Raw genomic sequence first — 21,673 nt, 5'->3', positions numbered from 1 at the left:
CAACCGGGTCTAGATAATGTCGAAAGGGGGCCGCGATGATCCACTTCGACAACAGCTATGCCCGGCTGCCGCAGGGCTTCTTCACCCGGACCGCGCCCACGCCGGTGCGCGACCCGTCTCTGATTGCGCTGAACCGGCCTCTGGCCGAAACCCTGGGCCTCGATGCCGACTGGCTGGCGGGACCCGAGGGGGTGCAGATGCTGGCCGGCAACGTCCTGCCCGAAGGGGCCGAGCCGATTGCCCAGGCCTATGCCGGCCATCAGTTCGGCGGATTCTCGCCCCAGCTGGGCGACGGGCGCGCGGTCCTGCTGGGCGAAATCCTGGCGCCGGACGGGCGGCGCTTCGACCTGCAGCTGAAAGGCGCGGGCCCTACGCCCTTTTCCCGGCGCGGCGACGGGCGGGCCTGGCTGGGCCCGGTGCTGCGCGAATACCTGGTCAGCGAGTTCATGGCGGCCTTCGGCATCCCGACCACGCGGGCGCTGGCCGCCATCGCGACCGGCGAAACCGTCATCCGCGAAACCATCCTGCCCGGCGCCGTGCTGGCGCGGGTGGCCGCCAGCCACATCCGCGTCGGCACCTTCGAGTTCTACGCCGCGCGGGGCGACCGTGACCGGCTGCAGCTGCTGGCCGATCACGTCATCGCGCGGCACTATCCGCAGGCATCGGGCGCCGCCGACCTGTTGCAGCGCGTGGTCGAGGCGCAGGCCAGGACCATCGCGGGCTGGATGGGCCTGGGCTTCATCCACGGGGTGATGAACACCGACAACATGTCCGTCTCGGGCGAGACGATCGATTACGGCCCCTGCGCCTTCATGGACGGCTACAGGCCGGACCAGGTGTTTTCCTCGATCGACGCGCACGGGCGGTATGCCTGGAACGAACAGCCCAACATCGCGGTCTGGAACCTGGCGCAGCTGGCAAGCTGCCTGGTGCCGCTGATGGGCAACGACGATGCGGCGGTGGCCGAGGCGACGCGGATCGTTCATGGCTTTCCCGTGCTCTACCAGGCCGAATGGCTGCGGGTCTTTGGCGCAAAGCTGGGCATCGCCCAGCCCAGCCCCGAGGATCGCGAATTGATCGAGCGCCTGCTGAGCCTGATGGCCGCCGAGCGCGCCGATTTCACCCGCGTCTTCGCCGGCCTGTCGGACGGCACGGCCCGGGACGAATTCATCGACCGCGAGGCCTGGGATCGCTGGTCCCGCGACTGGCAGGGCCGGATCGGCGGCGACGGGCAGGCCGCGCAGGTCATGGCACGGGCCAATCCGCGCCGCATTCCCCGCAACCACCGGATCGAGCAGGCGATTGCGGCCGCGCGGGACGAGGGGGATTTCACCCTGTTCCACAGGCTCGACGCGGCACTGCGCCAGCCCTTTCAGGACCGGCCGGACTGGGACGACCTGGCCGTTGCGCCAGCGGCCGACGAAACCGTTCAACGCACCTTCTGCGGCACCTGAGGCCCCATGCCCCTCAGCAATCCCAGCCTGCGCCTGGCCAGCTACAACCTGCACAAGTGCCGGGGCATGACCGGCCCCCACGCCCCCGAACGCAATCTCCAGGTGATCTCGGACATCGGCGCCGATGTCATCGCCCTGCAAGAGGTGGACTTTCGCCTGGGCTCGCGTCCCGAAGCCCTGCCCCGCGCCCGGATCGAGGAGATGACGGGCCTGGTCCCCGCCGTCTTTTCCGGCACCGGCAGCAATTCGCTGGGCTGGCACGGCCAGACCATCCTGCTGCGGCCCGCGCTTCTGGACAAGGCTCAGGTCCGCCGCCTTCCCCTGCCGGGGATCGAGCCGCGCGGCGCATTGGCCTTGCGGCTTCCGGGTCTGACCGTGATCGCCGTGCACCTCGGGCTGGTCCGGTCGTCCCGCCGCGCGCAACTGGCGCGCCTGGTTGCCCAGGCCGGGCGCCTGGGCAACGACCGGCTGATCCTGACGGGCGATTTCAACGAATGGCACGACAACCGGGGGCTCGAGGCGCTGGAGCCGATGCACGTCCTGGCGCCCGGGCCCAGCTGGCCCGCGCCCTTTCCGCGCCTGCGCTATGACCGCATCGCCGTGTCGCGCGGGATCGAGGTCCTTGACAGCGGCGTCTGGGACAGCGACATCGCGCGCCAGGCCAGCGACCACCTGCCGATCTGGGCCGACCTTCGCCTGGAGCCCTGGTCCGCCGCCCCCGAGCCGGGTATTTCCGGCCGTGTCGGCGAGAACCCGGCCGAATGACGCTTTTCCCTGTCATGGAAGGCCGCTAAACATCCGGCCAACCATTGTCACCAGAGGGACGGAACATGACCGCCATCATCGACATCTTCGCGCGCGAGATCCTGGACAGCCGAGGCAACCCGACCGTCGAGGTCGACGTGACGCTGGAGGACGGCACCATGGGCCGCGCGGCGGTTCCCTCGGGGGCCTCGACGGGGGCGCATGAGGCGGTCGAAAAGCGCGACGGCGACAAGGCGCGCTACATGGGCAAGGGCGTTCTGGAAGCCGTCAACGCCGTCAACGGCGAGATCGCCGAGAACCTGATCGGCGAGGATGCGACCGACCAGATCGGCCTGGACCGCGCCATGATCGAACTGGACGGCACCCCGAACAAGGGCCGCCTGGGCGCCAACGCCATCCTGGGCGTCTCGCTGGCCGTCGCCAAGGCCGCCGCCGAGGCCAGCGCCCAGCCGCTTTACCGCTATGTCGGCGGCACGGGCGCGCATGTGCTGCCGGTGCCGATGATGAACATCATCAACGGCGGCGAACATGCCGACAACCCGATCGACATCCAGGAATTCATGATCATGCCGGTTTCGGCGGAGAACATCCGCGACGCCGTGCGCATGGGCTCCGAGGTGTTCCACACGCTGAAGAAGGAACTCTCGGCGGCGGGCCTTGCCACCGGCGTCGGCGACGAGGGCGGCTTCGCGCCGAACCTCAGCTCGACCCGCGACGCGCTCGACTTCATCCTGAAGGCCATCGAAAAGGCCGGCTACGCGCCCGGCGACGACATCATGCTGGCGCTCGACTGCGCCTCGACCGAGTATTTCAAGGGCGGGAAATACGAGATGAAGGGCGAGGGCAAGTCCCTGACGCCCTCCGAAAACGTCGCCTACCTGGAAGCGCTCTGCAACGACTACCCGATCCTGTCGATCGAGGACGGCTGCTCGGAAGACGACTGGGACGGCTGGAAGCTGCTGACCGAACGCCTGGGCGACCGCGTGCAGCTGGTCGGCGACGACCTCTTCGTGACCAACCCCGAGCGTCTGGCCGAGGGCATCGCCAAGGGCTGCGCGAACTCGCTGCTGGTGAAGGTGAACCAGATCGGCACCCTGACCGAGACGCTGGACGCCGTGCGCATGGCCGACCGCGCCCGCTATACCAGCGTGATGTCGCACCGCTCGGGCGAGACCGAGGACGCCACCATCGCCGACCTCGCCGTGGCGACGAACTGCGGCCAGATCAAGACCGGCTCGCTGGCCCGCTCGGACCGGCTGGCGAAATACAACCAGCTGATCCGCATCGAGGAAATGCTCGGCGCGTCCGCCGTCTATGCCGGGACGTCGATCCTGCGCGGCTAAACGGCAGGCTCAAGGATGGAAAGGGCGGCCCTCGGCCGCCCTTTTTCATGTCCGGGTCACAGCCACCAGCGATGGGTCAGCGAAAACGCCCCCAGCGCCAGGCGGCGACGGAACTCGGACGGGACAGGCAGCGCGGCCAAGGCCTCGATCCCCTTCGGCGCCACCCTGAGCACCGGATCGACGCCCGCACCGGGAAACAGCGCCGGCGCGAGCCTGCGCGGCACCGCACGCCGCCCGGCCCGCGCCTCGCCCAGCCGCCCCCGCGCGCGCCCGGCCAAATCCGCCAGCACCTGCGGCGACGGGTCCCGCAATCCCAGTCCCAAGCCCTGCAAGGCGGGCAAGGCCGCAAGCCAGGCCGCAAGTCCCAGCCCCTCGGCCTGCTGGGCGATCACATATGCCGCCTCTGTGCTTCTTTCTTGTCCAAATATCCCGCGGGGGTCCGGGGGCGCGAAGCCCCCGGTGGCAATGCCCGACCCGGACGCCAGCGCCTCGGCCGCGAACAACGCCAGCGGCACCGCGGTTTCCCGCACATAGGTTACGACAGCATCCGCTCCGTCATGCGGCTCACGCGCCGCATCGCGCCGGCGCGGCTCGGCCAATGCCGCAAAACCCGCCGCCCGCGCGCCCCAAGCCCCGGCCAGCGGCGTCAGCAGCTCGTGCGAGGGCACCGCGCCGTCTGCCAGCCCCTCCAGCCGCTCGATCCACCACTGCAGCCGCATCTCGGCGATCAGCGGCTCGGCCGAGGCCAGGGGCGCGCGCGCCAGTTCCAGGTTCAGCGCGTAAAGCGTCAGCAACCGCGGCCGCGCCTCGGGCGGTGCCAGCAGGCAGATGCCAAAGCGGTCAGGGTCATGGGCGCGCAGGCTTTCGGCACAGGTGTCCAGGCTCATGCCGGGGTCACTCCGTCGCGGACCAGCTTCCAGCGGATCGCCTCAGCCAGCGCCTCGAAACTGGCATCGACGATGTTGGGCGACACGCCCACCGTGGACCAGCGATGGCCTTGGCCGTCGGCGCTGTCGATGATGACGCGCGTCGCCGCCTCGATGCCGCCGCCGGTGATGCGCACGCGGAAATCGACCAGATGCATGTCGTCGATATGCCTTTGGTAAGGGCCAAGATCCTTGGCCAGCGCCCGCCACAGCGCGTTGACCGGGCCGCGGTCCTGCCCTTCGTCGTCCATGCTTTCGCTGACTGACAGCATCCGCTGGCCGCCGATCTGGACCACCACCACCGCCTCGGAAACCGAGATACGCTTTCCCAGCGCGTTCTTGCGCCGCTCGACGGTGACGCGATAGCGCTCGACGGTGAAGTAATGCTGCAACCGGCCCAGTTCGGCCAGGGCCAGCAGTTCGAAACTGGCCTGGGCGCCGTCATAGGCATAGCCCGCATCCTCGCGCGCCTTGACCAGGTCCAGGATGCGGGCCAGCGCCGGATCGTCGCGCCCGACCTCGATCCCGGCCTCGGCCAGCCGCGCGCGCAGGTTCGACTGGCCGGCCTGATTCGACATCGGGATGATGCGTTCGTTGCCGACCAGCGCGGGGTCGACATGTTCATAGGTGGCGGGATTTTTCAGGATGGCGCTGGCGTGCAGCCCCGCCTTGTGCGCAAAGGCCGACGTCCCGACATAGGGCGCGGCGCGCTGGGGGGCGCGGTTCAGGATCTCGTCCAGCCGGCGCGAGATGCGGGTCAGGTCGGAAAGCCCGGCCACGTTGGTGTCATAGGCCGTGGCATAGGGTTCCTTCAGCAGCAGCGTCGGGATCAGCGTCGTCAGGCTGGCGTTGCCGCACCGCTCGCCCAGGCCGTTCAGCGTGCCCTGGATCTGGCGTGCGCCCGCATCGACGGCGGCCAGCGTGCAGGCCACGGCATTGCCGGTGTCGTCATGGGCATGGATGCCCAGCCGCTCGCCCGGGATGCCGGCGGCGATCACCGCGCGCGTGACCGCGCCGACCCGTTCGGGCAGGGTGCCGCCGTTGGTGTCGCACAGCACCAGCCAGCGCGCGCCCGCCCCCAGCGCCGCATCCAGGCAGGCCAGCGCATAATCCGGGTCCTCGGCGTAGCCGTCGAAGAAATGCTCGGCGTCGAACAGCGCCTCGCGGCCCTGGGCCACCAGATGCGCGACCGAGGCGCGGATATTTTCCAGGTTCTCCTCCAGCGTGATCCCCAGCGCCTCCCGGACGTGAAACGGATGGGTCTTGCCGACCAGGCAGACGGCCGGCGTGCCCGCATCCAGCACCGCCGCCAGCACGTCGTCGTTCTGGGCCGAGCGCCCCGCCCGCTTGGTCATGCCGAACGCAGTCATGGTGGCGCGCGTCGCGGGGGCCTGGGCAAAGAAATCGCTGTCGGTCGGATTGGCGCCGGGCCAGCCGCCCTCGATATAGTCGACGCCCAGACTGTCCAGCATCAGCGCTATCTCGGCCTTTTCGGCGGCGCTGAACTGCACGCCCTGGGTCTGCTGGCCGTCGCGCAGCGTGGTGTCGTACAGGGAAAGGCGCTGGCGCATGGGCTGGCTCGCTTCGTTACTGGGGAAGTTTGGCGGCGTCGAAATCGGGCCCGGGGACTAGCTCGACCCCGGCCGGCCCCATCCGCACCTCGGCCCCGGCGGACAGCAGGGCAGCCTTCAGCGCATCGACCGCCGAGAAGTCCTTGGATGCCTTGGCCGCCGCGCGCAGGTCGTCCAGGCGCGCCGCCCAGGCCGACAGGTCGGGGGCCTGGGCCCACCCGCCCAGGTCTTCGCCAAGCAGCCCCAGCAGACGGGCCGAAGCCAGAAGGCCCGCCCCGTCGCCCTTGCCGGCCAGGTCGTGCAACGCCGCGATGGCGCCGGCCGTGTTCAGGTCGTCGGCCAGAGCGGCGATGACAGCAGCGGACGGGCTGGGCGCGGGGTCGGTTCCGGCGGTCAGGCCGCGCCACTTGCGCAGCACCGCTTCGGCCTCGCGCGCCTTTTCGGCCGTCCAGTCCATCGGCTTGCGGTAATGCGTGGAGAGCAGCACAAAGCGGATCACCTCGCCCGGGATGCCCTGGTCCAGCAGGTCGCGGACGGTGAAGAAATTGCCCAGGGACTTGGACATCTTCTTGCCCTCGACCTGCAGCATCTCGTTGTGCAGCCAGACGCGGGCAAATTCGCCGTGCGGATGGGCGCAGCAGCTTTGCGCGATCTCGTTTTCGTGATGCGGGAATTGCAGGTCGATGCCGCCGGCGTGGATGTCGAAGCTTTCGCCCAGCAGTTCCAGCGACATGGCCGAGCATTCGATATGCCAGCCCGGCCGGCCGCGTCCCCAGGGGCTGTCCCAACCGGGCAGTTCGGCGTCCGAGGGTTTCCACAGAACGAAATCCATCGGATCTTCCTTGAAGGGCGCGACCTCGACCCGGGCCCCGGCGATCATGTCATCGACCGAGCGCCCCGACAGCTTGCCGTAGTCGGCATAGGAGCGCACCCGGAACAGCACATGGCCGTCCCGCGCATAGGCGTGCCCGCCGTCGATCAGCGTCTGGATCATGGCGATCATCTGCGGAATGTAGTCGGTCGCGCGCGGCTCGTGGTCGGGGCGGGCCGCCCCCAGCGCGTCCATGTCGGCGTGATACCAGCCGATGGTTTCCTCGGTCCGCTGGCGGATCAGATCCTCCAAGCTGCCAGGCGCGCCCTCCTGCTGGCGCGCCAGAGCGGTCGCGTTGATCTTGTCGTCCACGTCGGTGAAGTTGCGCACATAGGTCACGTGATCCGCGCCATAGACATGGCGCAGCAGCCGCACCAGCACGTCGATCACGACGACGGGGCGCGCATTGCCCAGATGCGCGCGGTCATAGACCGTGGGCCCGCACAGATACAGCCGCACATTGGCGGGGTCGATCGGGCGGAAGGGCTCTTTTCCGCGCGTCCTGGTATTCGTCAGCCTGAGTTCGACCATGACTTCCCCTTTGCGGGCGTCATCAGATCACCATGATCCGCCCGCCTGTTTTTCAGCCGGTAATGATGCAGCAGTTGGTGGCGGTGCGGCGGTTCATGCCTTCGCTTAACGCATCGCCTTGCCTCTGCCAAGAGAGGCTGCAACACTCGCGTCATGAGCCGCGAACTGGTCAATGAAATCTGCGCTGCACAGCCTGGGGCCGAATGGTCGGACCCTTGGGGCGGAGGGCATGATTGCTGGAAGGTGGGCGGCAAGGTCTTTGCCCTGATCGGGGTGACGGGCAGCCATGTCTCGGTCAAGACGGACAGCACGGAAACCGCCGCCTTCCTGATCGAAACAGGCGTCGCCGAGCGCGCGGCCTATCTGCACGCAAGCTGGGTCGCCATGCCGATGGACGCCGCCCCGGACGAGCTGGCGCACCGCATTCGCCATTCCTATCGGCTGGTGCGGGGCGGCCTGACAAAAAAGGCGCAGGCCGCCCTGCCCCCGCTGTAAGCGGCCGGCACCGCCATTGCCACGGCGCCGGCCCAAAGGCCACCCGGAGCGACCGGGGCGGCCCGATGCCTCAGCTCGGCACCTGCGTCGCCAGTTGCTTCAGCAGCGCGTCCATCTGCTTGCAGAGCGCGTCCTCGGTGGTGCTCTGTTCTTTGGCGGCGTCGGCTAGCGACCGTTCGACCCCCATGGCGGATACGGTGCCTTCCTTGCCCTTGGCCTCGGCGGCGTCGCCCTTCGCAGTGTCGCCGGGCGGGATCATGGTCAACAGCTTGTTCTGCGTCTCGACCGCCTCGGCGTTGATGAAGCCCTTTTCCTGGCAATATGTCAGCACGCCAAGCTGGTTGCGCGCGCTTTCATAGGCGGCGCCGGCATCGGCGGCGGTGGGGGCTGCGGGCGCCTCGGCCGTTGCGGCGGGCGCCGGGGTGGCAGGCGCCGGGGCGGCTGCGTCCTGCGCGAAGGCGGCCGTGGCAAGGCCGGCGGCGGCAAGGGTTGCCAGAATGGCGGAACGTGCGATCATCTCGATCTCCGTCTGTTGCATTGCGGGGCAAAGGTGGCACGTCGCGCGCGGCCCTGCAAACGGCGCGGCGGCAGGAACCTGCGCAGGTCCCTGGAAATCAGCGGAAAAGCACCAGCGAGCCGGGGGACCAGGTCACATTCGCGCGGGTTCCGACATCCTGCACCTCGCGCCCGAAGACATTGCGCATGGCGATCCGCACGGGCCGCGCGGTGCCATCGAACCCGGCCGAGCCGTCCAGCCGCACGTCGTAATAGGTCATGTCGCCGTAATAGACGACCTCGTCGATGACGCCGGGGGTGGCGCGGCCCGCGACCGGCTGGCCCGCGCCGACCAGCGACACCGCCTCGGGGCGGAAGCCGACCGAAGGGCCCTCGTCCCCGGGGTCCGAATGGCTGATGTTGGCCGCCGGTATCTCGGCCCGGCCAAGGCCTGACACCTCGACCTCGACTCCGGCGGCCGTTTCGCCCAGGATCCGCGCCGGCAGGAAGTTCATCACCCCGATGAAATTCGCGACGCGCCGGCTGGAGGGGCGGGCATAAAGCGCCTCGGGCCCGTCAAGCTGGGCGATCTGCCCCTCGAACATGACGGCGATGCGGTCGGACATGACCAGCGCCTCCTCCTGATCGTGGGTGACAAGGACGAAGGTGATGCCGACCTGGCGCTGCAGCTTGATCAGTTCGACCTGCATCTGCTCGCGCATCTTGCGATCCAGGGCCGACAGCGGCTCGTCCAGCAGCAGCACCTTGGGCTTCAGGATCAGCGCCCGGGCCAGGGCGACGCGCTGGCGCTGGCCCCCGGACAGGGCGTGGCTGGCCCGCCCGCCATAGCCCGCAAGCCCGACCATGGCCAACGCCTCTTCGACCGCCGCCGCCTTTTCGGCGCGCGAACGGGGGTCGCGGCGCAGGCCGAAGCCCACGTTTTCGGCCACGGTCAGATGCGGAAAGATGGCGTAGGACTGGAACACCATGTTCGTCGGCCGCCGGTTCGCCGGCACGTTCTGCATGTCCTGCCCGTCGATCAGCACGACGCCGTCGCTGATCTCCTCGAACCCGGCGATGGTGCGCAAAAGCGTGGTCTTGCCGCAGCCCGACGGGCCCAGCAGGGAAAAGAACTCGCCCGCCCGGATGGTCAGGTCGATGCCGCGCAGCGCGTGATAATCGCCATAGTATTTCTGCACCCCCCGACATTCGATCATCGGCCGGGCCGTGGCCGTGCGGGCGCGATGGGCGGCGGAACTGGTCTGGGTGCTCATACGAAGCCTCCGGTATCCTTGGCGCCGGTCTTCGCGATGCCGCGACGGCGGAAATATTCGGCAATGGTCAGCAGCAGGATCGACATGACCACCAGCACCGTCCCCAGCGCCATGATCATCGGGATCTGCTTGGGAAAGCGCAGCTGGCTGAAGATGTAGGTCGGCAAGGTCGGCTCGTTCCCGGCCAGGAAGAAGGCGATGATGAATTCGTCCAGGCTGATCGTGAAGCTCATCAGCAGCGAGGATATGATCCCCGGCATGACCAGCGGCAGGATCACCAGCCGGAACGCGCTGATCCGGGTTTCGCCCAGGTCATAGGCCGCCTCCTCGAGCGAGCGGTCGAGCGAGTTGAAGGCGGTGGACAAGATCACCGTCGCATAGGGCATGCAGATCAGCGTGTGGCCCAGGATCACCGTCAGGATCGACAGCTTGACGCCCAGCGACAACAGCACCACCAGAAGCGAGATCGAGACGATGATCTCGGGCAGGACCAGCGGCAGCATGATCAGCCCCATGATCGGGCCCTTGCCGGGAAACTGGAACCGGGTCGAGGCGCGGGCCGCAAAGACCCCCAGGCAGGTCGCCAGGACAGAGGCGCTGACCGCGATGACCAGCGAGTTCGTCAGCGCCTTGCGCAGCGAGGCATTGCCGACCATCTGCGCAAACCATTCGGTCGTGAAGCCCTTCAGCGGAAAGGCGATGATGGTGCCCGAATTGAACGCAAAGATCGGCAAAAGCAGGATCGGCGCGTAAAGGAACAGCAGATAGATCAGCGCATAGGCGCGCAGGCCCGTGCCGCCCTTCATGCCCGCACCTTCAGGAAGCGCCGGTTCAGCGCCACGAAGAGCAGGCTGAGCACCGCGACGATCAGCATCGCCGTCACCGCCAGCGCCGAGCCCATGGGCCTGTTGTCCAGGTCCAGCATCTGCGCCTGGATCATGTTGGCGATCATCGGGATCTTGCCACCCCCGATCAGGGCCGGGGTGACGTAATCCCCGATGGTCGGGATGAAGACGATCAGCGCCGCCGCCACCACGCCCGGCATGGCCAGCGGCAGCGTCACGCGCCAGAAGGTCATGGCCCGGCTTTCGCCCAGGTCGCGCCCGGCTTCCAGCAGCGAGCGGTCGATCTTTTCCAGCGCGATATAGATCGGCAGGATGGCGAAGGGCGCATAGGCATGGGCCAGGGTGATGACCATCGAATTGACGTTGTACAGGATGAAGGTCAGCGGCTGCTCGATGATGCCCAGCGATTTCAGGCCCGAATTGATGACGCCGTTATAGCCCAGGATCACCTTCCACAGGAAAACCCGGATCAGGTAGCTGGTCCAGAACGGGATGGTGATCAGGAAAAGCCACAGCGACTTCTTTCCGGGCGCCACCACGAAGCTGAGGAAATAGGCCACCGGAAAGGCCAGAACGACCGTGACCAGGGTGACCAGCGCCGCGACGCCCAGCGACCGGAGCATGATCTTGTGAAAGATCGGGTCGGCCCAGACCGCGCGATAGTTTTCCAGCGTGAATTCGCGGATGACCGTCAGATAGCCGTCCTTGAGAAAGGAATAGGCCAGGATCGTCAGCAGCGGCGCGGCCATGACCAGGACGGCATAGCCCAGGGGTGGCGCGATCAGGGTCAGGCCCTGGACCGTCTGCGATCGGTTCGATGAAGCCATGCCCTGCCCTTGCCCAAAGCCTGCCCGTTTGTTGCGCAAGTTTTCATAACATCCGGTTAAGGGAAAGACGTTTTCTGGGTTCGGGCATCCGCAATCGTCAACCTGCCTGAAACTTGGCCACGACCTCGCGCCGATGGGGCGCACGGCGGTGTTCCACCAGATAGATCCCTTGCCAGGTTCCCAGGACCATCCGCCCGTCTGCGACCGGAATCTGCAGGCTGGTGGGCAGGACCGCCGCCTTGATGTGGGCCGGCATGTCGTCGGGCCCCTCTGCGCGGTGGGTGATCCAGCCCATCGAGGGCGCATCGGCCGGCGGTGCCAGACGGTCGAGCCAGGCCAGCAGATCGCGCTGCACGTCGGGATCGGCATTTTCCTGGATCAGCAGAGAGGCCGAGGTGTGGCGCAGGAACACCGTGACCACACCCTCCGCCGCAGCGATCTCGCCCAGCCATCCGGCGATGCGATCCGTGATGTCGTGGCAGCCGGGCCCGCCGGTCTGCACGGTCAGCCGCAGCAAGGTCATTCGGCGGCCGCGTCGGGCAGTTCAAGACGTGCGCCGTCGTGGTCCAGCGCAAGCCGCTTCTGCGTGCGCGCACCCAGTTCGCGCAGCATCTCGGCCTGCCGGATCACGTTGCCCGACCCCCGCGTCAGCCGGTCAAGCGCAGTCGCATGGCTTTTCTGCGCCCGCTCCAGCGCGGTGCCGACATCCTCCATCGAGGACACGAATCCATGCAGCTTGTCGTAGAGCTGGCCCGCCCGCGCAGCGATCTGCATGGCGTTCGATTCGCGCCGCTCGACCGTCCAGATATGGTCCACGGTGCGCAGCGTCAGCATCAGGGTCGTGGGCGTGGCCAGGCCCACGCGGTTTTCCATGGCAAAGCGGGCCAGGTCGGGATCGACCCGCAGCGCCTCGGAAAAGGCGCCCTCGATGGGGATGAACATCAGAACGTAATCCACCGTGCCGCCGTGTTCGCCCGCATCGTCCAGCTCCTGATAGCCCTTGGCTGCCAGTTGCTGCACATGCCCCCGGACCGAGGCGACATGCCGGCGCAAGGCCGCCTCGCGCAGCGCCAGGTCGTCCGCGTTCACCGCCTCCTCATAGGCATTGAGCGAGACCTTGCTGTCCACCACCAGCAGCTTCTTCTGCGGCATCTTCACGATCACGTCGGGCCGCCAGCGCCGGCCGTCGGCATCGGTGTGGCTGGCCTGGGCGATGTAATGCGTGCCCGCGATCAGGCCTGAATCCTCAAGGATGCGCTCCAGGATCATCTCGCCCCAGGCGCCGCGCTTCTGGCTGTCGCCCTTGAGCGCGCGGGTCAGCGCCACCGCCTCGGCCGAGATCTGCTCGGACCGTTTGTGCAGGTATTCGATCTGCTCCTTCAGCCGGGCGCGTTCCTCGTCCGTGGCCTTGTTGCGGGTCTGAAGCTCGGTCTGAAAGCGGTTGACCTGTTCACGGAACGGCGTCAGCAGGGCGGAAAGCTGCTCGCCATGGGCCTTTTGCATCTCGGCCCCCTGGCTGCGCAGGGTTTCGTTCGCCATAAGCCGGAACTGGCGGGTCATCTCCTCGCGCAATTCGCGCAGGGTGGCGATGTCGCGCTCGGCCGTCTCGCGGTCCTTCTGTGCGGCAAGCCGCGTCTCGGCCAGTTCGCGCTGGACCTCGGCACGGGCCTGGCGTTCGCGGTGCAACGCATCGCTCAGGCCGTCGCGTTCCTCGGCCAGTTCGCCGATGCGCTGCGACAAGGCCTCGGCCCGGGTTTCCAGCCTGCCGGCGATCAGCAACTGGTCGCGCAGGCCGTCCTGATCGGCCTCGATCCGGGCGCGCAGCGCGGCCTCGCGTTCCGCACCGGCCGCCGCAGCCGCCGCGGCAGAACGCCGCGTTCGCCACAGCGCAACAACCGCCGCCAGGAACAGACCCAGGAACAGCATCGAAAGAATCTGCAAATTCCCCGTATCTGTCACCCAAGATTGAAGAATTTGATCCTGAAGCACCGTCCTGCCCGCCTTTTGTGCCTGCCGGTCCGTTCCGGCTTGCGCCGACTGTTCCCCTTTTGCCCCGAAAATGCAAGACGAACTCCACTTACAACTTTCCCGATCCGGCCATAGCTATTGGCCGGACCCGATCACCAATCAGGAGAGTTCCCATGACCAAGACCGTCGCCCTTCTCGTCGGATCGCTGCGCCAGCAGTCGCTGAACCGCAAGCTTGCGAAGGCGCTCGAGACGCTGGCCGAGGGCCGGCTGACCTTTACCGAACTGAACATCGGCGCGCTGCCCCACTACAACGACGAGCTGTGGGACAACCCGCCCGCCTCGGTCCTTGAGCTCAAGGAAACGCTGAAGCAGGCCGACGGGGTGCTGGTGGTCACGCCGGAATACAACCGCACCTATCCGGGCGTCATCAAGAACGCGCTGGACTGGGGCACCCGTCCCTGGGGCGACAACTCCTGGAGCGGCAAGCCCGCCGCCGTCACCGGCACCTCGCCGGGCGCAATCGGCGCCGCGATGGCACAGGGCCATCTGAAAAACGATCTGCTGCATGTCGGCGCGATCGTGATGAGCCAGCCCGAAGCCTATATCCAGTGGAAGGATGACGCCTATGCCGAGGATGGCAGCGTCACTGACGAAAAGACCGCCGAATTCCTGAAAGGCTTCGTGAACGCGCTGGCCGACTGGATCGAAAAGCACGGCTGAGGCCAACGAAAAACCCCCGCCATCCGGCGGGGGTTTTGCTTTCCGGCCTTGGGGATCCAGCCCCCTACTGATCCAGGAACGACCGCAGCTTGCGCGACCGCGAGGGGTGCTTCAGCTTGCGCAGCGCCTTGGCCTCGATCTGGCGGATGCGTTCGCGGGTGACGCTGAACTGCTGGCCGACCTCTTCCAGCGTGTGGTCGGTGTTCATGCCGATGCCGAAGCGCATGCGCAGCACCCGCTCCTCGCGCGGGGTCAGGCTGGCCAGAACGCGGGTGGTGGTTTCCTTGAGGTTTTCCTGAATGGCGCTGTCCAGCGGCAGCACGGCATTCTTGTCCTCGATGAAATCGCCCAGCTGGCTGTCCTCCTCGTCCCCGATCGGGGTTTCGAGGCTGATCGGCTCCTTGGCGATCTTCATCACCTTGCGGACCTTTTCCAGCGGCATCTGCAGCTTTTCGGCCAGTTCCTCGGGCGTGGGTTCGCGGCCGATCTCGTGCAGCATCTGGCGGCCGGTGCGGACCAGCTTGTTGATCGTCTCGATCATGTGGACGGGGATGCGGATCGTGCGGGCCTGGTCGGCGATGGACCGGGTGATCGCCTGGCGGATCCACCAGGTCGCATAGGTGCTGAACTTGTAGCCGCGGCGGTATTCGAACTTGTCCACGGCCTTCATCAGGCCGATATTGCCTTCCTGAATAAGATCAAGGAATTGCAGGCCCCTGTTCGTGTATTTCTTGGCAATCGAGATGACCAGCCGCAGGTTCGCCTCGACCATTTCCTTCTTGGCCTGGCGCGCCTCCTTCTCGCCGCGCTGGACCTGGTTCACGATGCGGCGGAATTCCTCGATGTCGACGCCGACGCGTTGGGAAATCATCGCCATCTCGGCGCGCAGTTCCTCGACCTGGCGGCGCGATTTTTCGAACAGCGCCTGCCAGCCGCGCCCCTTGTTGGCCGACATGCGGTCGATCCAGGTCGGATCCAGCTCGGCCCCGCGATAGGCGTCGATGAACTCGCGCCGGTTGATGCGCGCCGCATCGGCCAGTTTCACCATGCCCGAGTCGATGGTCACGATCCGGCGGTTGATGCCATAGATCTGGTCGACCAGCGCCTCGATCCGGTTGTTGTGCAGGTGCAACTCGTTGACCAGCCCGACGATGCGCGAGCGCAGGACTTGATAGGCCAGCTCGTCCTTGGCCGAGAAGGTGCCATCCTCGTTCAGCGTGGCGGACATGCGGTTGTCCTGCATGTGCGCCAGTTCCTCGTAGCCCTGGGCAATCGCCTCGAGCGTTTCCAGAACCTTGGGCTTCAGCGAGGCTTCCATCGCAGAGAGCGACAGGTTGTGACCCTCGTCGTCCTCTTCGTCGTCTTCGGTACGGCCGATGGGGTTGCCATCGGCGTCAAGCTCCTCCTCCTCGCGCGCGGGGGCTGCGGCGGCGGTCTCGCTGCGCGGGGTCTCCTCGGGGACCAGCACATCCTCGTCCTCGCCCTCGTCGTCCATGGCGCGGCCGAAGGTGGTTTCCAGGTCGATCACGTCGCGCAGCAAGATGTCTTCGTCCAGAAGCTCCTGGCGCCACAGCGTGATCGCACGGAAGGTCAGCGGGCTTTCGCACAGGCCCGCGATCATCGTGTTGCGCCCGGCCTCGATCCGCTTGGCGATGGCGATTTCGCCCTCGCGCGACAGCAGCTCGACCGAACCCATCTCGCGCAGGTACATGCGCACCGGATCGTCCGTGCGGTCCAGCTTTTCGGTTTCGGTGGTCGCCAGCGCCACCTCGCGCGACCCCGAGCCCGTGGTCGCGACCTCGCCCGCGCTTTCAGAATCCTCGGCCTCTTCGTCGTTCTCGACGACCCGGATGTCCATCTCGGAAAGCATGGACATCACATCCTCGATCTGGTCCGAACTGACCTGTTCGGGCGGCAGGACGGCGTTCAGCTGGTCATAGGTGATAAAGCCACGCTCGCGCCCCTCGGCGATCATGCGCTTGACCGCCGCCTGGCTCATGTCCAGCGAATGATCCTCGTCCTTGCTGTCGGGCTTCTGGTCGTCGTCGTTGGCTGCCATGCTGGCTCCCTTGAAGCGGTGATTCGCGAATCGGCGAATCGGGATCGGCTGCCGGGCGGTTCTATCCGAATCAGAGGCGGATTCAAAGGCCGCCCCGGTCCCGGCCCGGCGGTTCGTCAAAACATCCCCGGCGAGTGATTCGCAGAGGATGTCAGCGGCGCGGCTTGCGCCAGATCTCGTTCTCGACGGCAGCGCGAAGCTGCGCCGCCAATGCCTCGCGGTCCTCGCCGAAATCCGACAGGTCCGAAAGCGAGGGATGGTCCGCCTGCTGGCGGGCGCGCGCCGATTGCGCGACGCGCCAGGTCAGACCCTCGTCCGCCAGTCCCTCGATCTCGGCCTCGGCGCGGGCGATTTCCTCGCGCGCGATGCGGCGCGATTCGATGCGGTCCAGCGCATTGACCAGAACCTCGGCCGCGGCATCCCCGTCCTGCGGGCGCAGGATCGCCGGAGCCGCCCTGACATGGGGCTCGGCCATGATGCTTTCAAGGGCGCGCTGGCCCGCCTGCGACTGGGTTCCGGCCAGCAGGTCATGGACCAGTTGCGCCCGGTCGGGGTCGGCCGGCTCCAGCCGTTCCAGACGGGGCTCGACCGGGCCGATCAGGGCGGGATGGGTGGCGCAGATCGCCAGGATCATCGCCTCGATCAACTCCTCGGCCTCGCGCTCGCCGGCATCGGGCGAGGACAGGCGCGAGGCCCGGGTCGGGGCCGCCGGCGCCACCGGCAGCGGCGCCGCCCCGCGCATGCCGCGTGGCTGCCAGGCCGGGCGGGAGGGCTGGGCAGTCTCGCGGCGGCGATGGCCGAACAACTCCCATTTCAGGGATTTCAGCGCGGCGAAATAATGGTCGCGGGTATCCTTGTCGGGGATCCTGGCGATGGCATCCCCCAGCGCCTTGTCCAGCGCCGCCTTGCGTTCCGGGCTGTCAAAGACCCGGCCCTCGGTCTCGCGCCGCCAGAGCAGGTCGACCAGGGGACGCGATTCCTCCAGCACGGCCGACATGGCGCCTGCGCCCTTGGCGCGGATCAGGTCGTCGGGATCCTGGCCCTGGGGCAGAAAGGCGAAACGCAGCGCCTGCCCCGGCGCGGTCATCGGCAGCGCCAGGTCGATCAGCCGCAGCGCCGCGCGCAGGCCCGCGGTGTCGCCGTCCAGCGCGATCACCGGCTCGGGCGAGACGCGCCACATCAACCGCAACTGGTCTTCGGTGATGGCGGTGCCCAGGGGGGCCACGGCGCCCTCGAACCCGGCCCGGACCAGAGCGATCACGTCCATATAGCCTTCGGCCACGATCAGCGGCTTGCCCTTGGCCACCGCCGCCCGCGCGGGCCCGAGGTTGTAAAGGTTGCGCCCCTTGTCGAACAGCGGCGTTTCGGGCGAGTTCAGGTACTTGGCCCGCGCGTTCGGATCCAGCGAGCGGCCGCCGAAGGCGATGCAGCGCCCGCGCGCATCGCGGATCGGGAACATGATCCGGCCGCGGAACCGATCGAAGGGCGCGCCGCCGTCGTCGGGCTTGGCGCAAAGCCCGGCCTCGACGATCAGCGCCTCGGCGATGCCCTTGCTGCGCAGGGCGTTGAACAGCCCCTGCCGCTGGTCGGGGGCATAGCCGATGCCGAACTGCTCGCAAGCCGCCGGGTCAAGGCCGCGCCGCGCCAGATAGGCGCGCGCCTGTTCGGCCGCACCCATGCCCAGCTGCATCCTGAACCAGCGCACGGCCTGCTCCATCACCTCGACCAGTTCGGTGCGGCGGTCGGCGCGCTGGACCTGGCGCGGGTCGCGTTCGGGCATCTGCAGGCCCGCCTCCGAGGCCAGCAGCTCGACCGCCTCGATGAAGCCCAGGCCCTCGGCCTCGCGCAGGAAGGTCAGTGCGTCGCCCTTGGCGTGGCAGCCGAAGCAGTAATAGAACCCCTTCTGGTCATCGACATGAAAGGACGCCGTCTTTTCACCATGGAAGGGGCACGGCGCCCACCAGTCGCCCTTGGCCTGGTTCGAGCGGCGCAGGTCCCAGACCACCTTGCGCCCGATCACGCGCGACAGGGGCACGCGGGCGCGGATTTCATCAAGGAACTGGGGCGGCAGGCTCATGCGCCCTTATATCGGATGGCGGGCCCGGGTTGCAAAGGGGATCGTGGGCACGGCCCGCCCCATCTTGCCCCCGGCCGCGCGCTGGGCCTATTGTCGCGGCGGTTCTGGCACGGAGAGGCGAATGGCGCGGCGGTCTATCCCCGGTATCCTGGCGGCGCTGGCGCTGGCCGGATGCGGCGACGCGGTGGGCGATTACCCGGCGCTGATGCCGACCGACCAGCTGCTGGCCGAACCCGCCCTGCCCGCCCACGCGGCCGAGGTGCGCGACGATCCCGCCCCTGCCGGCGATGCGCTGGCGTCGCGCGCCGATGCCTTGTCCCGGCGCGGCGGCGGCGCGCCCGGCACGACGGACGACCTGGCCCGGCGCGCCGACGCCTTGCGCGCCCGGGCCGAGGCGCTGTCGCGCCGCTCGCTGGACGACTGCCCCGACGGCGCGGAGACCTGCGGCGCCGCCACCGACACCGACCCGCCCGAAAGTCCCTGACATGCCCGTCATCACCTGCATCGACGACCTCAAGACGCTCTATCGCCGCCGCGTACCGCGCATGTTCTATGACTATGCCGAAAGCGGCAGCTATACCGAAAGCACGTTCCGCGAAAATTCGACCGATTTCGCCCGCATCAAGCTGCGCCAGAAGGTGGCCGTGGACATGTCCGGGCGCTCGACCGCCAGCACGATGATCGGCCAGCCGGTGACCATGCCGGTGGCGCTGGCCCCGGTCGGCATGACCGGCATGCAGGCCCCCGACGGAGAGATCAAGGCCGCCCGCGCCGCCCGCGACTTCGGCGTGCCCTTTACCCTGTCCACCATGTCGATCTGTTCGATCGAGGACGTGGCCGAGGCGACCCAGGCGCCGTTCTGGTTCCAGCTTTACGTCATGCGCGACCAGGATTTCCTGGAAGCGATCATCGAGCGCGCCCGGCGGGCAAACTGCTCGGCCCTGGTGCTGACGCTGGACCTGCAGATCCTGGGCCAGCGCCACAAGGACCTGAAGAACGGCCTGTCCGCCCCGCCCCGGCTGACCCTGCCGGTCCTGATGGACATGGCGACGAAATGGCGCTGGGGCATGGGGATGCTGCGCACCAGGCGACGCTTTTTCGGCAATATCGTGGGCCATGCCAAGGGCGTGGGCGACCCCTCCTCGCTGATCGACTGGACGGCGGAGCAGTTCGACCCGCAACTCGACTGGAAAAAGATCGCCCGGGTGCGCGACCTGTGGGGCGGCAAGCTGATCCTCAAGGGCATCAACGACCCCGAGGACGCCCGCATCGCCGCCGATTTCGGCGCCGACGCGATCATCGTGTCGAACCACGGCGGGCGCCAGCTGGACGGCGCCGCCAGTTCCATCCGCATGCTGCCCGAGATCGTCGAGGCGGTCGGCGACCGGATCGAGGTGCATCTGGACAGCGGCATCCGCTCGGGGCAGGACGTGCTCAAGGCGCTGGCGATGGGCGCCCGCGCGACCCATATCGGCCGCGCCTTCATCTATGGCCTGGGCGCCATGGGCGAGGCGGGCGTCACCCGCGCGCTGCAGATCATCCGCAAGGAACTGGACATCACCATGGCGCTGTGCGGCGAACGGGACGTGACCCGGCTGGGGCGGCACAACCTGATGATCCCGCGGGACCTCCTGGATCCCTGGCTTTAGCCGCCGTGGGGCCGGCGAGCCGCCCGGCCGCGCAGCCGGCCCGACGCCGCGCCATAGGACAGCGCCGCCAGCACCGGCACGCCGACGCCCATCAGCATCAAGCCGGGCAGGCTGTGGATGCCCAGCACGTCGGCCAGGCGAAACGCCCAGACGTGCAGGAAATAGATCGTGGCCGAGATCAGCCCCAGATCGACCGGCTGCGGCGGCATCTCGACCTGCAGGCACAGAAGGAACAGGGCCGGCACCGCGACATAGCCGGCAAACGGGATTTCGATCATCACGTCCAGGCCCAGCCGCGACTGCACCAGCCAGGCCTCGACTCCCATCAGGACAAGCCCCGCCAGCGTGACCGGCAACAGCAGGCGCGCCGAGGGCAGCGGCCGCGCACCGGGCGCCTTGATCCGGCTGTGGATCAGATAGCCGATGGCCAGAAAGGGAAAGCACAGGAACAGCCCGTTGCGATAGCGCTGCTCCGAGATCTGGATCACGCCGAACAGATCGGCATATTCAAGCGCCAGCCCGGCCACGGCGCACAGGGCAGCCGGCACCGCGACGAACCACAGCGCATGGCGCGGCGCGATTTTCCGGGCCATCCAGTTCAGCCCGGTCAGCACCAGCCCGGCGATGAACATCCCGATCAGGAACCACAGGTGAAAGAACCCCCACAGCAGGGTCGTCGTCAGCGACCAAAGGCTATGGACCTGCCCCTTCCAGATCGGCAGATAGGCCACCATCCAGAACAGATACAGCGCCATGACCCGCCACAGCCAGCGGACGGTCCGGCCGCGTTCGACCGCGGTGTGAAGGAAGTAGCCCGCGATGATGCAAAACAGCGGCACCACCGTGCGCAACAGGCCGTTGCCCAGCACAAAGACCGGCGGGCTCAGGTGCGTCTGCAACCAGTTGGTATGGGCAAGGACAACAATGACAGCCAGAAACGTTTTAACATAGTCCAAAGAATGAATGCGTCGCACCGCGCAACTCCGATCGAATGACGGAAGGCTTGACGCATCCTCGACGGGGCTGGCAAGAAATTTCCTATGAGGCCTTGCAGATTTTTTCCCGCTTTCCTTTTCGGGCCGCAGGCGCTATGGGCCCGGCTTCGGCCATGCACCCTTGGAGGATGGCCGCAAACCGCTAACAAAGGAATACCATCATGGCCAAAGAGATCCCTGATCTGGTGGCCGAGGCACGCGCGGGGACAGGCAAGGGGGCCGCCCGCCAAGCTCGCCGCGAAGGCAAGGTGCCCGGCATCGTCTATGGCGACGGGAAAGACCCGCAGCCGATCCAGATCGAATTCAACTCGCTGCTGACCAAGCTGCGCGCCGGTCGCTTCATGTCCACGCTGTGGAACCTGAAGGTCGAAGGCCAGGATGACGTCCGCGTCGTCTGCCGCGGCGTCCAGCGCGATGTGGTCAAGGACCTGCCGACGCACATCGACTTCATGCGCCTGCACCGCAACACGCGCGTGAACCTGTTCATCCACGTGAACTTCGAAAACCACGACGACGCCCCCGGCCTCAAGCGCGGCGGCACCCTGGTCGTCGTGCGTCCCGAAGTCGAGCTGGTCGTGACCGCCTCGGACATCCCCGAGCAGATCACCGTGGACCTGACCGGCAAGCAGATCGGCGACACCATCCACATCAGCGATGTGGCCCTGCCCGCCGGCGTCAAGCCGACCATCGACCGCGACTTCGTGATCGCCAACATCGCCGCGCCCTCGGGCCTGCGCTCGGAAGACAACGCCGAAGCCGCCGAAGGCGAAGCGGCCGAAGCCTGATTTCGGCCTCCGGCTGAACCG

20 protein-coding genes are annotated in these 21,673 nt (G+C 67.5%); 8 read left to right on the top strand and 12 right to left on the bottom strand.

The genetic code is table 11. From position 1 onward, the window contains the following. Nucleotides 1-35 precede the first annotated feature (35 nt). The 3 genes from BU28_RS0120380 to eno all read left to right on the top strand — a co-directional run bounded on the left by BU28_RS0120380 (nucleotide 36) and on the right by eno (nucleotide 3,562). Nucleotides 36-1,454, top strand: coding sequence for a protein adenylyltransferase SelO (locus tag BU28_RS0120380; RefSeq protein WP_028721065.1), 1,419 nt, complete (start codon nucleotides 36-38; stop codon nucleotides 1,452-1,454). Between the two features lie 6 nt (nucleotides 1,455-1,460). Next, nucleotides 1,461-2,219, top strand: coding sequence for an endonuclease/exonuclease/phosphatase family protein (locus BU28_RS0120375; protein WP_036763836.1), 759 nt, complete (start codon nucleotides 1,461-1,463; stop codon nucleotides 2,217-2,219). Nucleotides 2,220-2,284: 65 nt separating this feature from the next. Continuing rightward, complete coding sequence (eno, locus tag BU28_RS0120370; protein ID WP_028721063.1) at nucleotides 2,285-3,562, top strand: phosphopyruvate hydratase; 1,278 nt, start codon at nucleotides 2,285-2,287, stop codon at nucleotides 3,560-3,562. A 56-nt stretch (nucleotides 3,563-3,618) separates the two neighbouring features. On the opposite strand, the gene BU28_RS0120365 is transcribed toward eno, so the two are convergent. Genes BU28_RS0120365 through cysS form a run of 3 tightly spaced genes read right to left on the bottom strand, consistent with a single transcriptional unit; the run spans nucleotide 3,619 to nucleotide 7,461 of the window. Then, nucleotides 3,619-4,449 carry a squalene/phytoene synthase family protein gene (locus BU28_RS0120365; RefSeq protein ID WP_028721062.1) on the bottom strand — a complete coding sequence of 277 codons (831 nt, stop codon included), beginning with the start codon at nucleotides 4,447-4,449 and terminating at the stop codon, nucleotides 3,619-3,621. Further along, nucleotides 4,446-6,059, bottom strand: coding sequence for a citramalate synthase (gene cimA / locus BU28_RS0120360; protein WP_028721061.1), 1,614 nt, complete (start codon nucleotides 6,057-6,059; stop codon nucleotides 4,446-4,448). The genes BU28_RS0120365 and cimA overlap by 4 nt, the downstream gene beginning before the upstream one ends. A gap of 16 nt (nucleotides 6,060-6,075) precedes the next feature. Continuing rightward, on the bottom strand, nucleotides 6,076-7,461 hold the full coding sequence (gene cysS, locus BU28_RS0120355; RefSeq protein WP_028721060.1) for a cysteine--tRNA ligase: 1,386 nt from the start codon (nucleotides 7,459-7,461) through the stop codon (nucleotides 6,076-6,078). Nucleotides 7,462-7,614: 153 nt separating this feature from the next. Here cysS and BU28_RS0120350 point away from each other — a divergent pair, with 153 nt between their 5' ends. Beyond that, nucleotides 7,615-7,956, top strand: a complete 342-nt coding sequence (locus BU28_RS0120350) for an MmcQ/YjbR family DNA-binding protein (RefSeq protein WP_028721059.1) — start codon at nucleotides 7,615-7,617, stop codon at nucleotides 7,954-7,956. Nucleotides 7,957-8,026: 70 nt separating this feature from the next. On the opposite strand, the gene BU28_RS0120345 is transcribed toward BU28_RS0120350, so the two are convergent. The 6 genes from BU28_RS0120345 to BU28_RS0120320 all read right to left on the bottom strand — a co-directional run bounded on the left by BU28_RS0120345 (nucleotide 8,027) and on the right by BU28_RS0120320 (nucleotide 13,338). Then, complete coding sequence (locus BU28_RS0120345) at nucleotides 8,027-8,473, bottom strand: pore-forming ESAT-6 family protein (protein WP_036763929.1); 447 nt, start codon at nucleotides 8,471-8,473, stop codon at nucleotides 8,027-8,029. Nucleotides 8,474-8,570: 97 nt separating this feature from the next. Next, complete coding sequence (locus BU28_RS0120340) at nucleotides 8,571-9,725, bottom strand: ABC transporter ATP-binding protein (protein ID WP_051578352.1); 1,155 nt, start codon at nucleotides 9,723-9,725, stop codon at nucleotides 8,571-8,573. Then, nucleotides 9,722-10,531 carry an ABC transporter permease gene (locus tag BU28_RS0120335; RefSeq protein ID WP_028721056.1) on the bottom strand — a complete coding sequence of 270 codons (810 nt, stop codon included), beginning with the start codon at nucleotides 10,529-10,531 and terminating at the stop codon, nucleotides 9,722-9,724. The genes BU28_RS0120340 and BU28_RS0120335 overlap by 4 nt, the downstream gene beginning before the upstream one ends. Next, nucleotides 10,528-11,397 carry an ABC transporter permease gene (locus tag BU28_RS0120330; RefSeq protein WP_028721055.1) on the bottom strand — a complete coding sequence of 290 codons (870 nt, stop codon included), beginning with the start codon at nucleotides 11,395-11,397 and terminating at the stop codon, nucleotides 10,528-10,530. The genes BU28_RS0120335 and BU28_RS0120330 overlap by 4 nt, the downstream gene beginning before the upstream one ends. Nucleotides 11,398-11,494: 97 nt before the next feature. Continuing rightward, nucleotides 11,495-11,920, bottom strand: a complete 426-nt coding sequence (locus BU28_RS0120325; RefSeq protein ID WP_028721054.1) for a secondary thiamine-phosphate synthase enzyme YjbQ — start codon at nucleotides 11,918-11,920, stop codon at nucleotides 11,495-11,497. Then, a complete protein-coding gene (locus tag BU28_RS0120320; RefSeq protein WP_233145027.1) occupies nucleotides 11,917-13,338 on the bottom strand; it encodes a DNA recombination protein RmuC in 1,422 nt (473 codons plus the stop codon). The genes BU28_RS0120325 and BU28_RS0120320 overlap by 4 nt, the downstream gene beginning before the upstream one ends. A gap of 200 nt (nucleotides 13,339-13,538) precedes the next feature. Here BU28_RS0120320 and BU28_RS0120315 point away from each other — a divergent pair, with 200 nt between their 5' ends. Continuing rightward, nucleotides 13,539-14,087 (top strand): NADPH-dependent FMN reductase, encoded by a 549-nt coding sequence (locus BU28_RS0120315; RefSeq protein ID WP_028721052.1) that lies wholly within the window; start codon nucleotides 13,539-13,541, stop codon nucleotides 14,085-14,087. Between the two features lie 64 nt (nucleotides 14,088-14,151). On the opposite strand, the gene rpoD is transcribed toward BU28_RS0120315, so the two are convergent. Together rpoD and dnaG are read right to left on the bottom strand one after the other, a co-directional pair. Beyond that, on the bottom strand, nucleotides 14,152-16,146 hold the full coding sequence (gene rpoD, locus BU28_RS0120310) for an RNA polymerase sigma factor RpoD (protein WP_028721051.1): 1,995 nt from the start codon (nucleotides 16,144-16,146) through the stop codon (nucleotides 14,152-14,154). Between the two features lie 151 nt (nucleotides 16,147-16,297). Beyond that, the gene (dnaG, locus tag BU28_RS0120305; protein ID WP_028721050.1) at nucleotides 16,298-18,223 is read right to left on the bottom strand and encodes a DNA primase; all 1,926 of its coding nucleotides are present in this window, start codon (nucleotides 18,221-18,223) and stop codon (nucleotides 16,298-16,300) included. Between the two features lie 121 nt (nucleotides 18,224-18,344). Between dnaG and BU28_RS23990 the strand changes: the two genes are divergently transcribed. Next, nucleotides 18,345-18,707: a hypothetical protein gene (locus BU28_RS23990; protein WP_051578351.1), complete on the top strand. Its 363-nt coding sequence runs from the start codon at nucleotides 18,345-18,347 to the stop codon at nucleotides 18,705-18,707. 1 nt (nucleotide 18,708) lies between these two features. Then, complete coding sequence (locus BU28_RS0120295) at nucleotides 18,709-19,872, top strand: alpha-hydroxy acid oxidase (RefSeq protein WP_028721049.1); 1,164 nt, start codon at nucleotides 18,709-18,711, stop codon at nucleotides 19,870-19,872. Here BU28_RS0120295 and BU28_RS23985 read toward each other — a convergent pair. Then, entirely contained in the window at nucleotides 19,869-20,846 is a 978-nt protein-coding gene (locus BU28_RS23985; RefSeq protein WP_233144982.1) for an acyltransferase family protein, read from the bottom strand. The genes BU28_RS0120295 and BU28_RS23985 overlap by 4 nt on opposite strands. A gap of 182 nt (nucleotides 20,847-21,028) precedes the next feature. On the opposite strand from BU28_RS23985, the gene BU28_RS0120285 reads away from it, so the two are divergent. After that, nucleotides 21,029-21,652 carry a 50S ribosomal protein L25/general stress protein Ctc gene (locus BU28_RS0120285; protein ID WP_028721048.1) on the top strand — a complete coding sequence of 208 codons (624 nt, stop codon included), beginning with the start codon at nucleotides 21,029-21,031 and terminating at the stop codon, nucleotides 21,650-21,652. Nucleotides 21,653-21,673: the final 21 nt, after the last annotated feature.

The organism is Paracoccus yeei ATCC BAA-599, assembly GCF_000622145.1.
Lineage (GTDB): Bacteria > Pseudomonadota > Alphaproteobacteria > Rhodobacterales > Rhodobacteraceae > Paracoccus > Paracoccus yeei.
The sequence above is the reverse complement of the archived record's forward strand: the minus strand, read 5'-3'. Positions and strand labels throughout refer to the sequence as shown.